The sequence below is a fragment of the Paenibacillus sp. EB106-05-06-XG162 genome, assembly GCF_058791655.1.
The window spans coordinates 12,545-27,498 of the sequence record NZ_JBYTDT010000023.1; the positions used below are offsets into that span (position 1 = coordinate 12,545).

At 44.8% G+C, this 14,954-nt stretch carries 10 protein-coding genes and 1 pseudogene; all 11 read right to left on the minus strand.

Annotation, left to right across the window (positions count from 1 at the left end):
- Nucleotides 1-53: 53 nt before the first annotated feature.
- The 11 genes and pseudogenes from AC3WU2_RS28140 to AC3WU2_RS28190 all read right to left on the minus strand — a co-directional run bounded on the left by AC3WU2_RS28140 (nucleotide 54) and on the right by AC3WU2_RS28190 (nucleotide 14,776).
- Entirely contained in the window at nucleotides 54-605 is a 552-nt protein-coding gene (locus AC3WU2_RS28140) for an SGNH/GDSL hydrolase family protein (protein ID WP_492458220.1), read from the minus strand.
- A 508-nt stretch (nucleotides 606-1,113) separates the two neighbouring features.
- The gene (locus tag AC3WU2_RS28145; protein WP_492458221.1) at nucleotides 1,114-3,060 is read right to left on the minus strand and encodes a serine hydrolase domain-containing protein; all 1,947 of its coding nucleotides are present in this window, start codon (nucleotides 3,058-3,060) and stop codon (nucleotides 1,114-1,116) included.
- A 330-nt stretch (nucleotides 3,061-3,390) separates the two neighbouring features.
- Nucleotides 3,391-4,050: pseudogene (locus AC3WU2_RS28150) on the minus strand (ATP-binding cassette domain-containing protein); the annotation flags it as partial.
- A gap of 269 nt (nucleotides 4,051-4,319) precedes the next feature.
- Nucleotides 4,320-4,496 (minus strand): DNA-directed RNA polymerase subunit alpha C-terminal domain-containing protein, encoded by a 177-nt coding sequence (locus AC3WU2_RS28155; RefSeq protein ID WP_492458222.1) that lies wholly within the window; start codon nucleotides 4,494-4,496, stop codon nucleotides 4,320-4,322.
- 15 nt (nucleotides 4,497-4,511) lie between these two features.
- Entirely contained in the window at nucleotides 4,512-6,872 is a 2,361-nt protein-coding gene (locus AC3WU2_RS28160) for an FAD-dependent oxidoreductase (protein ID WP_492458223.1), read from the minus strand.
- Nucleotides 6,873-6,889: 17 nt separating this feature from the next.
- Nucleotides 6,890-7,996 carry a M14 family zinc carboxypeptidase gene (locus tag AC3WU2_RS28165; protein ID WP_492458224.1) on the minus strand — a complete coding sequence of 369 codons (1,107 nt, stop codon included), beginning with the start codon at nucleotides 7,994-7,996 and terminating at the stop codon, nucleotides 6,890-6,892.
- A gap of 66 nt (nucleotides 7,997-8,062) precedes the next feature.
- Nucleotides 8,063-9,577 carry an extracellular solute-binding protein gene (locus AC3WU2_RS28170; RefSeq protein WP_492458225.1) on the minus strand — a complete coding sequence of 505 codons (1,515 nt, stop codon included), beginning with the start codon at nucleotides 9,575-9,577 and terminating at the stop codon, nucleotides 8,063-8,065.
- A gap of 53 nt (nucleotides 9,578-9,630) precedes the next feature.
- Nucleotides 9,631-10,491 carry a carbohydrate ABC transporter permease gene (locus AC3WU2_RS28175; protein WP_492458226.1) on the minus strand — a complete coding sequence of 287 codons (861 nt, stop codon included), beginning with the start codon at nucleotides 10,489-10,491 and terminating at the stop codon, nucleotides 9,631-9,633.
- The gene (locus AC3WU2_RS28180; RefSeq protein ID WP_492458227.1) at nucleotides 10,485-11,399 is read right to left on the minus strand and encodes an ABC transporter permease; all 915 of its coding nucleotides are present in this window, start codon (nucleotides 11,397-11,399) and stop codon (nucleotides 10,485-10,487) included. Before AC3WU2_RS28180 ends, AC3WU2_RS28175 begins: the two co-directional genes overlap by 7 nt.
- 124 nt (nucleotides 11,400-11,523) lie before the next feature.
- Complete coding sequence (locus tag AC3WU2_RS28185; protein WP_492458228.1) at nucleotides 11,524-12,999, minus strand: response regulator; 1,476 nt, start codon at nucleotides 12,997-12,999, stop codon at nucleotides 11,524-11,526.
- The gene (locus tag AC3WU2_RS28190) at nucleotides 12,977-14,776 is read right to left on the minus strand and encodes a sensor histidine kinase (RefSeq protein WP_492458229.1); all 1,800 of its coding nucleotides are present in this window, start codon (nucleotides 14,774-14,776) and stop codon (nucleotides 12,977-12,979) included. Before AC3WU2_RS28190 ends, AC3WU2_RS28185 begins: the two co-directional genes overlap by 23 nt.
- Between the last annotated feature and the right edge of the window lie 178 nt (nucleotides 14,777-14,954).

The following is a 14,954-nucleotide window of genomic DNA, read 5'->3' on the forward strand; positions in this document are numbered from 1 at the left end:
TACAACCAGGTCTTAACGATTTCGGCAAGCGTTATTTTAGTCGAGCCCTCGTCCTAAGGGTGAATTCCATCCGGAATAAGCCGGTCGAATTCGGCGGGATTTTCGTCTAACATTCTCAGCCAAACCGGGTAATGATCTATGAGCAAAAGTCCGCGCTTGCGAGCCGTATCTCTGTACACCTGATAATATTGCTCAATCAGAGGACGAATTTCCAGGTGTTCCCGAACTGGTGGATTCATCGTCATTAACAGAATTTCGCAATTCTTGTTGGCAGCGTGAACTCGATCGATAAGAGCATTCAGGTTTTCACCGCATTTCGTAACACTCGTCTGATAAGGTAAATATGAGTCGTTTATGGCGAATTCCAGAAAAACGGCGTCGGGAGCGAGAGCGATTACACGTTCCTCCAAATTTTCTAGTCCCCAGCCCGACCATTGTCCAGCTTTGGCGCTGTTGGTCAACTTAACTTGCCCTGGAAACCGGCGATCTAGAATCTCCTTTAATCCGCTGAACCAAGCGCCGCCTTCGGTTAGACTGGTTCCATAAACGACGATGTGCTGATGTTTGCCGTTTTCCAAATTGCTGATTGTTGTCGATAGGCTCATACTGCTCATCCTTCCAATTCTGATTTAGATAAAACAGTTTTTTGCTTATTCTATTCGCCCTTGAGCTAAACAATCCTGCCCGTTAGCGCAAAACGCGGCTGCCAATCTATGCCGGCAGCCGCGTTTTAGTTAATTATTAACCTATCGTTCCCAGTTAGCTCAATAACCTTAAATTGGAAAAAGACCTTTGCGCAAATTTAAAGTGCTAACCCATACTAATTATGATGAGAATCGATAAAAAGGTTCTTACGTCATTAGGTTTTCAAGATAATTTGAATTGTTGTGCCTTGTGTAACCAAACAAATGCTAGTTCTCATATTCCTAAGTTGAATAGAGATTCTCTTGTGATACATAAAGTGTTCTGATTTGCTTTTATTAGACCGTAGTATGAACTGCTTCCTTGGCGAGTTATGCTGAATTCACGCGGATTGTCCAGCGCGAACTGTAATACTCAGAGATGGATCAGTGGAGCTTCTGGCAAAATCGAGTGATTATGATCCGTTTTTGTTTATGAATAGTGAATAGGTAATAGGTTCCAATAATATAAGTAGATCGTGTATATGACAGCGATTAATACAAATATAAATTGCAATATGGAAACAATGTCTGCACCCTTAACTAGGGAAATTCCTTTGGTGATCAAAAGATAGAGGGCGACTATCATAGAGATAACTGGTAGAAGACTTATTCCCCATATATACCAAAATGGATACCCATAAACGACATGACTATTGCCATAAAAGAATTGAGTTACTGCAAAAATGGTATTTAATCCTGCGATGCCACTAATTGATAGTAAATTAACGGAAAACTTCTTCTTTCTAACGAGACGAATGATCCCATAAATGAAACAAACTAAAAAGGTAATCACAAAAACCAGTCCACTACCAATATAGATTGACATTAAGGTAGATTGTCGTTCCAAAAAAGATTTTTTTAGAAATGTAAAATCTACTGAACCAGATAATTCCCAGTGACCTTCTTTTTGTTTAAAGGTGAGTTGTTGTATACCACCTATTTCCTCAAATACACCTTTATCAGTTTGTAAAAATTTTTTGGTCTTTATTTCCTCTCCTTCATGTGGAAAAGTACCAGTTACCCTCAATTTATTATTAGATTGAGCTTCTACCTGTAAGATGGCAGCTCCTAAAAACTTTAACCATTTTCCCCAACCATGTACTGGTGTTAAGGTTAATTCATATTGCCCTTCAATATCCTTTGTATTTAATCCCGAATTTGTAGGTGTAAGCACTATTTTTTGGGGAGTTGGTAAAAAATTGTTTGCAAATGTATTTACTACTTTCCAATGTAATTCGTCTCCAGATTGTACGGAGTTAGCAATTACAAACACTCCAACTTTTTGTGAAGGTATGAGAAACATTTTGGAAACATATCCGTTGATAACTCCTTTACCTATAATAAGTGGCTCACCGTTTGTTAACTTACCCTGAAATAAACCATATCCCACTCCATCTACTTTCGGATGACTTGTAAATTGTTGTGCTTGCATCTGCTTGATAGATGATGGTTGTAAAATCGTCTTTCCCTTATACTTCCCTTGATTAAGTTGCATGATCATAAAAGGAGCCATATCTTGAGGAACGAGGTTTAACCCGCCACCCCCAGGTAAACTTATACGTGAATCCTTCATTCTTTGATACCCATCTCCTGTATAAGCATAACCAGAAGCTAGGTTTGGGTTATTCTCAGGAAAATCAAAGGTAGCCCCATTCATATTCAGAGGTCCAAAGATATGTGTCTTCATATAACTTTGGAAGGATTGTTTTGTTATTTGTTCTACCATATTTCCAGCTAAACCAAAACCAACGTTACTATATTGGAATTGTTCCCCTGGCTCTCGAATTGGGGCTTGGTTTGGAAAATAATATTTCAATATTTGGCGTGTATCCGATAGATCTTTGCTATATAGAGCATCTCTAGCATAATAATACTCATCTAAGCCAGCTGTATGAGTCAGAAGATGATGCAATGTAATTGGGTAATTCTTGTAATTAGTGGTCTTAAAATCTGTTAAATATTTATTAATGTCTTGATGCAAATCAACTTTGTTCTGATCAACTAACTGCATGATTGCACTAGCTGTAAAAGTTTTAGCAAGAGATCCAGCTCGCATAATCGTTGTCGTTGCATCTAACTTTTTTTTCTTTTCTAGATCTGCATAACCATATCCTTTGCTGAACAGAATCTTATCACCTTTTGTTATTACCACGGCTGAACCAGGGATATGAAGTTTATCCATTTCTTCTTTCACTACACTATCCATCACTTTTGTTATATCAGATGATGTTTTGATATTGGAAGCATACATGACAGAAGGAAAACAGTTTGCGAATACTATTGACAATAACAAATAGAATGCAAGGAAACGATTTATTTTTTTCAATTTTAATCCCTCATTCATCTGGATATTCATTATTTTTGATTTATTATGCATACACCTTAGATAGGTGATCCTATCAAAGGTATTACAATACATCTTCCTTTGTGACATTACGAATTGCAAAATAACTGAGTAATACTCCGCCTATACCAAATAAAATTGGGGTAAACTGCGTTCTTCCTAAGGAGAAATCTCTAAAACTAGAGGTGAGGATCTATCCGATTGATCGAAGAAAATTGATGCAAGCGAAGTTAATGACAATTGGGATTTTCACATTTATTGCGACCATTATTTCTAATCTTTTTATAACAGGTTTAACTTGTGTTCTAATACAAACAATGTTTTTTAAAGTCGTTAACAGCTAATTGAATATACATGGTATTTTAACTCTTCTATTAATTCCCCATCTTTCATCAGCCCAATCGTATCTGCGGTTTGTTCGATTTCGCCCATGATATGACTAGAGATCAAAAATGTTATGCCATAATCTTTATTCAACCTCGTAAATAAATTTCGTATTTCTTTCATACTGATTGGATCAAGTCCATTTATAGGTTCATCAAGAATGAGGAACTCCGGTTTTGTTATGATCGCTCTAGCAATTCCAAGTTTCTGTTTCATTCCAAGTGATAAATCTTTTACTTTTTTTTGATCGACACCCTCTAATTTAAGCAGTTTTAACGTTTGGTCAAATGCATTTTTATTGTGATATCCCATAAAATTACAATGAAGTTCCAAATTCTCACGACCAGTCAGCTTCTCATAAAAAATTAGGTATTCGATAATGCATAATGCTCCCTATTCGTTTTAAATGTTCATAGGAAGTATTGCATAGATTTTGTCCAAAAAACTCAATCTCGCCACGGGTTGGTTGTAGGAGATTGGTAAGTATTTTCATAATGGAAGTCTTACCTGCTACCTGCTCCATTAGGACCTAATAGTCCATAAATTTCTCCTTTCTTAATCGTTATACTTACATTTGAAACAATTTCATTATCGTGTATTTTTTTTGGTTAGCAAATTGGTTCTCACGACATATTCCATGCCCATAACCTCGCCTTCTGTTATATAGATTAATAAATAAGATTGTCATTTTTCTGTTTTTTTTCTTACAAAAATCTTACAAATCACTAAGTTTCAAAAATTTAAAAGGTCATTTGATTGAATCGAACCGTGAAAACCGTGGAATTCCTCATAATCATCCCTCTTCACCCACCGTATTACAGCCTCAATCATTCCTGAACTATGATAATTATAGGAATCAAGAAAAAGAAGATGAAAAAGCCCCGCTTCTCTTAAAGCGGAGCTTGTAACTAGGAATGAACTGCTAAGCAATTATATATTCGTACACTTAGATTCATTTCCTCAATAGTTATGCTCAATATCTCATCGTCTATTTCCTTAGCAAGCGGGATGACAACTGCGTAGCCAAGCCTAGCCCGATGGGAAATTTCTTCACGTCTCAATTCATATAACAGCATATCCCTCATATCGATAATCCTCCATCATCTTGATTGCTGGGACCGCTCTTGCTCATATACACGGATTTCCGCCAGTGCCGCATGCGGACTGCCGTTAGTTCGTTCAATGACGACGCGTAAACGATCAGCCACGGTAGGGGCGAAATGATGGATCCGTTTTCGCTTTCGGTTCGATGTCTCCCTGTGAACCGTTATCCAATGTCCGTCCACATGTGTGTCAATCCGATAGTCCGCGGCCAGCTCGGGGAAAATATCGAACGGCGTTCGCATGAAGTGAAGATTGATCAAATATTCGTTCACATCGTCGTTCCAGGTTAGGTGCACTTCCGACAAGCTGATCGGGCGATTCCAGGACAATTGAAGCCAGGCTTCACGTCCTGCAGCGCCTTTTCTTGTCTCCGCAATTTCCGTACCATTAATGCCAGTTTCACCGTCCGCAGCCATACAACGATCTACGTCTTCGTCAGAAGTGGCTAATGGATCGGACAACCATAAATGCGGTGCGCCATATGGACGGTTGTAGCCGTCGATCGCTTTGTCGGCGCTGTATGCCTTTGTTTCTCCTGCGACGCGGAAACAGAACGGTTTGCGGACAACGGGGCGCATGAGCCAGTCCCTTACAGGCTGGGCTACGTACTGCCCCTCGCTCAACTCGGCGACAACAGGCTCCGACTGCCTGACAAAACCGAGCACGCCAAACAACGGCTGACGGGACAACCACAAAGCGATATGCGGATTCGCCTTGACAATAACGAAAGCGTTCTGATCCTCCTGCGGCCTCCAAGACAAGTCAGCGGCGATCCATTGCCGCTTTCCGGGGCTCACTTGTATGCTGCAAGCTGCAATGAGCGAATGAGGTACATAATTTTCCGCCCGGCCGGTGTCCCACAGTTCAATTTCCAGCATGGTTTCGGCAGTGACATCCGCCAACAGTTCGAGACCTTCAAGCTGGGGTACGACCGGAAACAGCAAACCCGCATCCTCGTGCAAATGGTGAAGCTCGTGCGGCTGCTCGATAGCGATGCGCCTTAATGAACCGGAAGCGGTTACCACAGCACCAAGCGCCAAATCATTCAGATCGCGATTCGCTATGCCGATGATGGCTGCATCCTGTCGCAGCAAGGTCTGCTGCAGTTCTTCCAGATGATCGCGACCTAACTCCCTTGGCGTAATGCCATTCTGAACACAGAGCGCCGCACCGGTCCCCGCTGCCTCGCCCATCGCTGCGCACGTCGCCATGACTCGCGTCGTACCGAAAGCTACGTGTGTCGCGCTAATATTCCGGCCGGCCATCAGCATATTGTCGACATTGACCGAGTAGAGTGAACGGAACGGAATATGGTAAATACCGTCGGAATACAGATGTTTCGAACCATCCTCCGCCGCATACATCCCTTGCGGCGGATGCAGGTCGATCGACCATCCTCCGAACGCAACCCTGTCGAGGAATCGGGTCTGTTTGATAATATCGTGCTGATGGAGCATATAATCGCCGACAAATCGGCGGTATTCGCGTTTGCCCGGTATTGCCCCGACCCATTCCAAGGTTAGATGCTCCGCTTCATAGTTGCCCGAATTTTTAATATAATCCCATATGCCATAAATGACTGACCACAATTCGTCGCGAATTCGCTCATTTTCATGAATGGTGTCCAATTCTCCGCCCCACTCAATCCACCAATAGAAACAGCCGGAGTCGCCGCTGCGGATCACTCGCCGCATCGGAATCGACGTTTTGGCAATATTTTTGGCGAACGCAGGCGGTACATATTTGACTGGGTAGCCAACGTCCTTCGTGTAGAACAGTAATGTGCTGCCGAGCGTAATATCGTCGGCCGACTCAGGTGCCCATGGTTCGCCGAATTCACTTCTTGCTTCCCGGCCTAGCCGGTACTGAGCCCCGGCCAGGAAACCGACCAGTCCGTCACCTGTACAATCCATGTACATGCTGCTCTCAAAACGAATTTTCCGTTCCGATCCCATCATCCATCCGGTTACCGAGCGGATGGTCCTGGACGCTTCTGTGCCTTCCGCTTCCACTTCGTGCACATCGGTATTAAGAAACAAGTGGATGTTCGTCTCGGCAAGTACGGTCTCGAGGACGACAAGATCCCAGTAGTAAGGGTTGCCATCCGGATTGCGATACTGGTTCTCAACGAGCATTTCGCCGATAATCCCCGTTTCCCGAGCGTATCGATGCGTACCTGTTGCTGTAGCACCGCTAACCCAAACCCGCACCTCGCTGCTTGAGTTGCCGCCAAGCACGGGACGGTTCTGCACAAGCGCCACCGAACGGCCGAGCCTGGCCGCCGCTACGGCCGCACTTACACCGGCCAAACCGCCACCGATTACCGTAATATCGGTTTTTACAATTTCGAACTTCATTCCTGCCACTCCCCTATTCAACGAATTTGCAGCAAATACGCTTCCAGTGCCCGCGCAAAATCGGCGCCGAATTGGCGGCAATTGTCCTGAGTAATCACCATATTTTCATTTCCGAAATAGGGTAACTCGAATGAGAAGGCAAGCTGCGCCCCCGTTCTTTCAAAAAACGCGCTGCAAGTCGCGCCATTCGGCTGATTCCAATCTTCGCCCATTTCGATATCATATATGGAACTATAAGAAATTAGTCCTGATGCAGCGCGACAGCGAGTTGCGGTAGCAAGACATGCGTTGAACCGTTCAATTTCACCTTTCACTGGCGATCCTCTTTTTACAACGAAAGGAAAATCATTTCGTTCTCCCCATTTATAAGGGCTATGCAAATCAATCCCTGCCGCCAGCTCTAGCGATTTCGCATATTCGGCAATGGCTGCCGTAGCTTCATAGCGAGGGGCAGCGACGTAATCCCGGTTATGGTCATGAGGGTGGCGTGCTTTGCCCTGGTCGCCGTTCTCTACGCCATCCAGATCAACGAATGGGACACAATGGATGGCAAATTGCTGCAATACCTTCGATTCAGCTTGCGACAAATAATAGTACAACAGCCCTTCTAGCAAATAAGAGGGAGGAGACTCGCATGCGTGATGTCTGCACGTGAACATAATATGTTTGCGGGCTGCAGCATTGCCGATGACAAGAAGCGGGACGGGCCGCAATTGTTCCGAAATCGCCAGAACTTGCCGCCGGACAGCCGGAACATCGGAGATGCGGGAATAGAACCGTTCAAAATGATGCAGCTGATACGGCAACGAGAAACTGAAGTAGACGCGCTCCCCCTCCATGAACGAGTATCGGAATGATTGCCGGGAAATGAGCGAATCCGTTCCAAGCCATTGCCACCTAATGCCGTCCATACTGACAGCAGGACCCCATGGTCCGATAACTTCACCGTTCAGAAATTCAAATACGATTGTCTGCGCCTGATCCGCTTCAGCGCGAAAATTCCAATAAAACCACCAGCCTGACGTATCCCGGATGTCCTGCTCCAACTTCACCAAACTGCCTTCTTGCGCAATAACGCGAATATTTCCTCCGGCGTAGTTGTCGGTAATTCGTATATTTTCCATCCGCTTCATTCTCCTGACATGGAGCAGGCAACGGAAAGTGCATTCACTCCCCGTTGCCTGTTCTTCTTAGTTGATGATGCCCAGTTCTTTGAGCTGCTTTTCGGCTGAATCCAGCATCAGCTTATATTTGAACGTCGTTTCTAATGTGTTCAGGAAGTCTTCATATTCGCTAAGCGGGCGTTTGCCGTAAGCAAATTTCATCAATTCCTCAAGCATGTACCTTTCAGCATCCGCAGGATTATACCCTTCCGGAAGATCAAGCAATCCGTTATACACTTCGATGCGCGGTGTGTTGGCGGCAAAATCGATCGCTTCGGCCGGATAACCGGATTGCAAATATTCCATTTCATTTCGGCCAAGCAGTTGATACATAAAGGCATGCTCTTTGGCCCTTAATTCTGTTCTAACGATTTTGCCATTCTCGAGATTCCAGTGACGGCCTTCTTCCCCATGGGCGACAAGGGTGGAACCTTCCGGGCTCGCCACGTAATTCAACAGATCGAATATTTTCTGCAATTTCTCCGGATCTTTCTCTACCGACTTGGAAATCGCATGCATGCCCGGCGCAATGCCTACGTCCCAGGTACCGGCATATTGTCCCCCCGGACCTTTCAATGCCGGAAGTTGCATCCATTCAGCGTCAGGATTTACCGCCTTGTATTCCTTTACGCGCTCGGGGAATGTCATTCTTGGGAAACCATTCCAGATCATGCCGACCTTCCCTTGGAACGCTTTCTGCTCATGCTGGTTGCCCGTATTGGTAAGCAGATCCGGATCAACAACGCCGGCATTCACCAACTCATTGATAAACTTTAGCGCATCCTTCATCTCCGGATCGTAGAAGGAATTCATCAATTTGCCATCCTTCTTGTAAAACGTTCCGAAAGTACCTACGCCAAAAGCGGTTAAAATGGGATCGAAGGCGGCCAGTCCCGTTCCTGTAATGCCGTAGGTATCTTTCTTGTTGTTACCGTCCGGATCATTTTCTGTAAATGCTTTGGCTACTTCAAAAAACTCTTCCAACGTTGTCGGTACTTTCAGATTCAAATGTTCCAACCAATCTTTCCGGATCCATATGTTAAAGAAAGGAAATGACGGTTTTTTCGCCAATGCGTAAATTTTCCCATCCACGGTTCCTTTCTTTAAACTATCCTCTCCGATAAATTGTTTCGCCTGCTCCAGCTTTCCCATATACGGAGTCAGATCGAGCAGCAGTCCTTTTTTGGCGTATTCCTGCATCGATATGCGGTTAACCGAAATCATGTCCGGATAATCTCCGGCGGCCATGCGCACATTCACCTGATTATAATCATCGAATAGAGACAACTGGATGTCGGTGTTCAGTTTCTCGTCAAGCCTGATTTTCATTCGGTCATTGTCGCCCTCCGGCAATTTCGCGCCGCCACTGTCCGTCATAATTTCCAATTTGATCGGTGCGGTTTTTGGCGCATCGGATGAAGAAGCGGATTGTCCTGTATTATCTCCGCCTTTTGACTCCCTGCTGCCTTCACATCCGCTGAGGATTGTGCCTAGCGACAGCATGGCAGCCAAACAAAACGACACCCATTTCTTTTGTTTCATGAAAAACATCCTTTCTTCCATGATAAAATGGTTTTCGAAATCAACGGATCGAATCAGCCTTTGATTGAACCGATCAACATGCCTTGCGTAAAATGCTTCTGTACGAACGGATAAACAACCATCACAGGCAGACAAGCGATAATGACAGATGCCATCTGTACCGCTTCCGTAGGCAAAGGCACTTCAAAATTCTCTATAGGGTTTTGTGCTCGTGACAGAATGTTGCGGACAATCACCTGAAGAGGTTGCAGCTTCGGGTCGGTTATATACATAATCGCGCTAAAGAAGGAATTCCAATGGCCAACGGCAGAGAAGAGGCCGACCGTTATCAGCACAGGGACAGACAATGGGATGACCATCTGGAGCAAAATCCGCCATTCCTTGGCCCCATCGATCCGCGCCGATTCGAACAATTCTTCGGGAAGATTCTCGAAGAAACTTTTCATAATCAGAATGTTGAATGCGCCGATTGCCCCTGGAATAATCATCGCCCAGACCGTATTCAGCAGCCCTGTCGCCTTGATAACCAAATAGAGCGGAATGAGGCCACCGCTGAACAGCATCGTAAAGGCGATTACCAGCAACAGAAAGCTGCGCAGCGGCAAAGTTTTGCGGCTTAACGGATAAGCCATCATCACAGTCAGTACCATATTGATTGCTGTTCCGACTACCGTGATGAACAATGTTACCGAGAATGCGCGCGGGATTGCAGAGTTGCCCAGCAATTCCTTGTATGCGTCAAAAGTAATGCTGTGAGGAATAATGACGTATCCCCCATTTTTTAACACCTCGGACATGGGTGTAATGGAAACGGAAACGACGTACATCATCGGAAATATAGTCGCCAGTCCGACAAACAACAATATCGAATAGACGAAAAAATCAAATACGCGGTCTTCGATCCCTCTTACCAAATCCCTTCCCCCCATCGTTTCGCCAATTGGTTCGCTCCCAGCACAAGAATGAGGCCGATGAAGGATTTGAACAAGCCAACCGCCGAGGCAACACTGAAATTCATCTGTTCAAGCCCGGTGCGGTATACCCAAGTATCGATAATATCTGCAACCGAATAGACTTGAATATTATAAAGAATATAAATTTGATCGAACCCGGCATCGAGGATATACCCCAGCCTCATGATCAGCAGTAGAACGATCACATTACGAATACCCGGCAATGTAATGTGCCAGATCATGCGCAACCGGCTCGCCCCGTCTACTCTTGCCGCTTCGTACAACGCCGTATCGACGCCGGCAATCGCAGCCAGATAAATAATCGCTCCCCACCCGGCGCTTTGCCAGATATCCGAACCGACTAGTATGCTGCGGAACCATTCCGTTGATTGCAGAAATGGGATTGTATCGAGCCCCCATTCGGTCATCCAGCGGTTGAAAAGTCCTGTCGATTGCGAGAGAAAGGCTAGCAGAATCCCGTAGATGATTACCCAGGATAAAAAGTGCGGCATATAGCTGAGCGTCTGGATCACACTCTTAAACCATCGTTTCCGGCATTCATGAAACAACAGCGCAAGTACGATCGGAGGGATCGTGGAGAAAATCAGTTTGTAAAAACTGATGATAAACGTATTTACCAGCAATTGCGTAAAATAAGGCGAATCATAAAAAAATTTGAAATGCTTATACCATGGATCGGCCCACGGACTCGCCAAGATTCCCCCTAAAAAATCATAGTCCTTAAATGCGATGATTGCCCCATACATCGGTACGTACTTGTAGATTACAAACCAAATTAATCCAGGCATCAGCATCACGAAGAACACCCGGTGTTGCCATACTCTCCTTACAAAAGCGATGCCCTGCATCCGTTCACCTCTTTCATAACGATTGGTCTTGCATATTCAAACTATAGCACCCTACCGCGGCACAATAACATTCACGTATCTGTGTTCTCGATAGAACATTTTTAAGCAATATCATTGTTGCAAATCATTCCGCATTCCTGTTTCTGTAGTGAGTCGGCGTCATCCCTGTCCATCTCTTGAATATTTTGATGAAGTAATTGTCGCTCACGAAACCAACCCGCTCCCCCACCTCGTTAACCGTCAGGTCGGTATGATCGAGAAAATTTTTCGCTTCCTTGACCCGTACGCCGTGCAAATAATCGATGAAATTTCCACCTGTTTTTTTCTTGAACAGATTGCTTAAATAATGCTCGTCCAGGGCAACAAATTGGGCCATCGATTTGAGCGTAATATTGGAATTGTAATTTTCATGGATGAAATCAAGTATTTTGTTGATCTCGTTATGGTTGGTCAGTGGTTCCTTGGTTCCATGCGCATGCCTCACGCTTGTCCTTAACCTCTCTACCAGCTTCGTCAGCAATTCCTTATGATTCGCGCACAAGATCAGCTCGTTCGTATCGACGAACGGTGAATTGGCGATGCGCAGCAACAAGCTGTCAAGTTGCAGCGCCGTTTCTTTCACCATATACATGGGGAGCAAGCTGCGCTCCATCCCACTCCAGATCTCTTCCAGCAAAGATCCGCACTCCTCCAGTCGCGCCTGTTCAAAATAATGAATCAGCTTGCGTTCCTGCTTCCACGGCACATAATGGCCACCTCCAGGAGAGCTTTTCCCGATCACGAAAAAATGCAATTGTTTACGACCGCTATACCAGAATTGGTCCAATTGCGCAAGCGTATCTCTCCACGCCTCAAACAATTGTTTACCTGAAACGCTCGAGCAGACAACCGTAGAATAGAGTGGCACGTCGCCGGAGAACGGTTTCAGTTCGACTTCATTCCGATGCCAATAGAAGAATGTCGTTTGTCCAAAAATGGAAAATTGGTGTATGGCCGTATGCTTGCCAGGCACGACAAAACCAAGGGCAATGAAATCTTCAACTGTGACCGGAATGTCGCCGTTCAGTATCGAACAGATCAATACATGGGACCAACGGCCAGCCGATTGCTCCAACTCTTGCCCGGTTAACCGGTATTCCTTACGTTGAATGAGCGCCTCCCACATGCCATGATACATTTGCTGGAAATCAACGAATAAGATGCGGGAAGTCTGTTCTGCAGCGTGGATTAATTCAGCGTCGACCTTCGCCAATATCTCCTTCATCGTGGCGATATCCATGGAAAGTTTCAAGATATAATCGAACGCTCCGTGCTGCAGGGCCAGCCGCACGTATTCGAATTCGTTCAGGCAGGTCAACATGACGAACAGGCATGGCAATCCAGCCTCCTTCGTCTTTTTCAACAATTCGATCCCGTCCATAACCGGCATGAAAATATCGCATATGACCAGATCTGGCTGTTCAGCCTCGATAAATTCCCACGCCCTTAATCCGTTGCCGGCCTCGCCAACGACTTCGAAGCCACTTGCTTGCCAATCGAAACTCGATATTAACGACTTTCTTACATGCACTTCGTCTTCAACGATCAGAATTTTCCACATGACGCATGCCCTCCACTGCATAAGGAATGGATATAAGCAAAGGTATAGTCAACTTAACTCTTGTTCCCGGCGCTAGGGAAATCAGTTGAATATCCGCATTCTTCCGAAACAACAAGCGGCATCGTTCACGCAAGTTTGCCAGGCCGATGCCCTTGCGGTTCCGGATGGGCAGTATTGACTTCGGCTTGTGCAAACCGATGCCGTTATCCTCCACTTCAATAATCAGTTTGTTATTTTCTGCATAAATACGGATCAAGATGATTCCACCGCTTTCCATGTGCGACAGCCCGTGATGTATCGCATTTTCTACGAGCGGCTGCAAGCCCAGCTTCGGTACAAGGGCGTATTCCAATGTCTGATCTACATCGTAATGGATATCAAACAGCCCGTCATAACGGAATTTCTGAATATGTACATAAGCGCGAAGTAATTCAAGTTCACCTTTAAGATGAATCAGCTCGACATCGGAATTCAAGCTTGACTCCAATAGTTTTCCGAGGGACAAGCAAATTTCCGTGATCGTATCATTTTTCTGTTCCAGTGCAATCCACTTGATGGAATTAAGCGTATTCAATAGAAAATGGGGGTTGATCTGGTTAAGGAGCATCTGCAGGTGAATCGCCTCCTTTTGCCGCTCTTCAATCTTCAGCCGGTCTACGAGATCGTTTATATCCTGCACCATTTGGTTGAAGGCCTGATTCAACCCAAGAATTTCACCTTTGTGAGCGTTTTCAGGAATGTGAACTTGTAAATTGCTTTTGGCCATTTCTTTCATGTTCTTTTGCAATTTCTGCAGGGGACGGGTAACGGAAGCGGAAATGATAAAAGTAAACAGCATAAATACACCAATCGTAATATATAAAGTAATCATCACCTGGTTGCGCATCGCTTTCAGATCACCCAGAAACATATCGAGCGGAAATACATTCATAACATACCATTGAAGCGAGGGCAAATAACGGATATTGACAAGGGAATTGGTTTTTTTGTCCATATAATAGGATATGTTCTGTCCGTTACGCAAATTGGATATGAGTCTCTGAATGATGTCGGATTGCACAAGAACCCCGCTGCTAGTCTTGGAAATGACTGTTCCGCCGGAGTCGGTTAAGAGGAAGTTTTGACCTGAGGAGATTTCCTTGGCAGCAGATTTGAACCACTCGTTGTAATCGACACGAATTCGCAGCATGCCATAAGGTTCATGATTTTCGTCTTTGGCTATAGAATAAAGCGTGAACAACGGAGCGTTGTCCCACAATGATGCGCTGGCTTTTTTATCGAGCAGCAAGAAATAGGAGCTTTCACCGCTCAACAGTTCGGCTAACTGATCCCTGGGTACAATCTCGTCGATCGGTTCATTATGATCTGTCTTGTACGACATATAGCTATTCCCATGAAAGTCAGCGAGCGTAAAATGAACGTAACTGCTGTACACATATTGTTGCAGCTGTTTGAATCTATCCTCGATGATGTTGTTTCTTTCCGATTCATCATAGTTGTCCGGATTTTGCAAAATGGACATGACGCTCTTATCCTTTTCCAACGTCAACATCGACATTAATATTTTGGTCTTCATTCCTTCGAATGAAATTCCGATCTGCTCCAATTGATTGTCGTTCAGCTGACTGATCCGCTCCTTGATCAGATTCTCCATCGTGCTGAATTGATAGATGTGAATGGCAGCGATCGGAATGAGAACGAACAGTATAAACGCAAAGAAAAAACGGTATTTCAGTTTGGCCGGGATCAATCGATAAAGGAAACGTTTTACCATCATGACAGCTCACCCTAACTTTACATCATACACCGGGGTGTATCCTCCACCGATGTACGGTCATTGTATCAAAATATATAGCTACTGCATATTGCAATGATTGTAGCGGGAAAAGGATGTATGCATCTGGAAAAGAGTACAAAAAAACTCGCTGGTGTTGGCCAGCGGGTTTTGGATATGA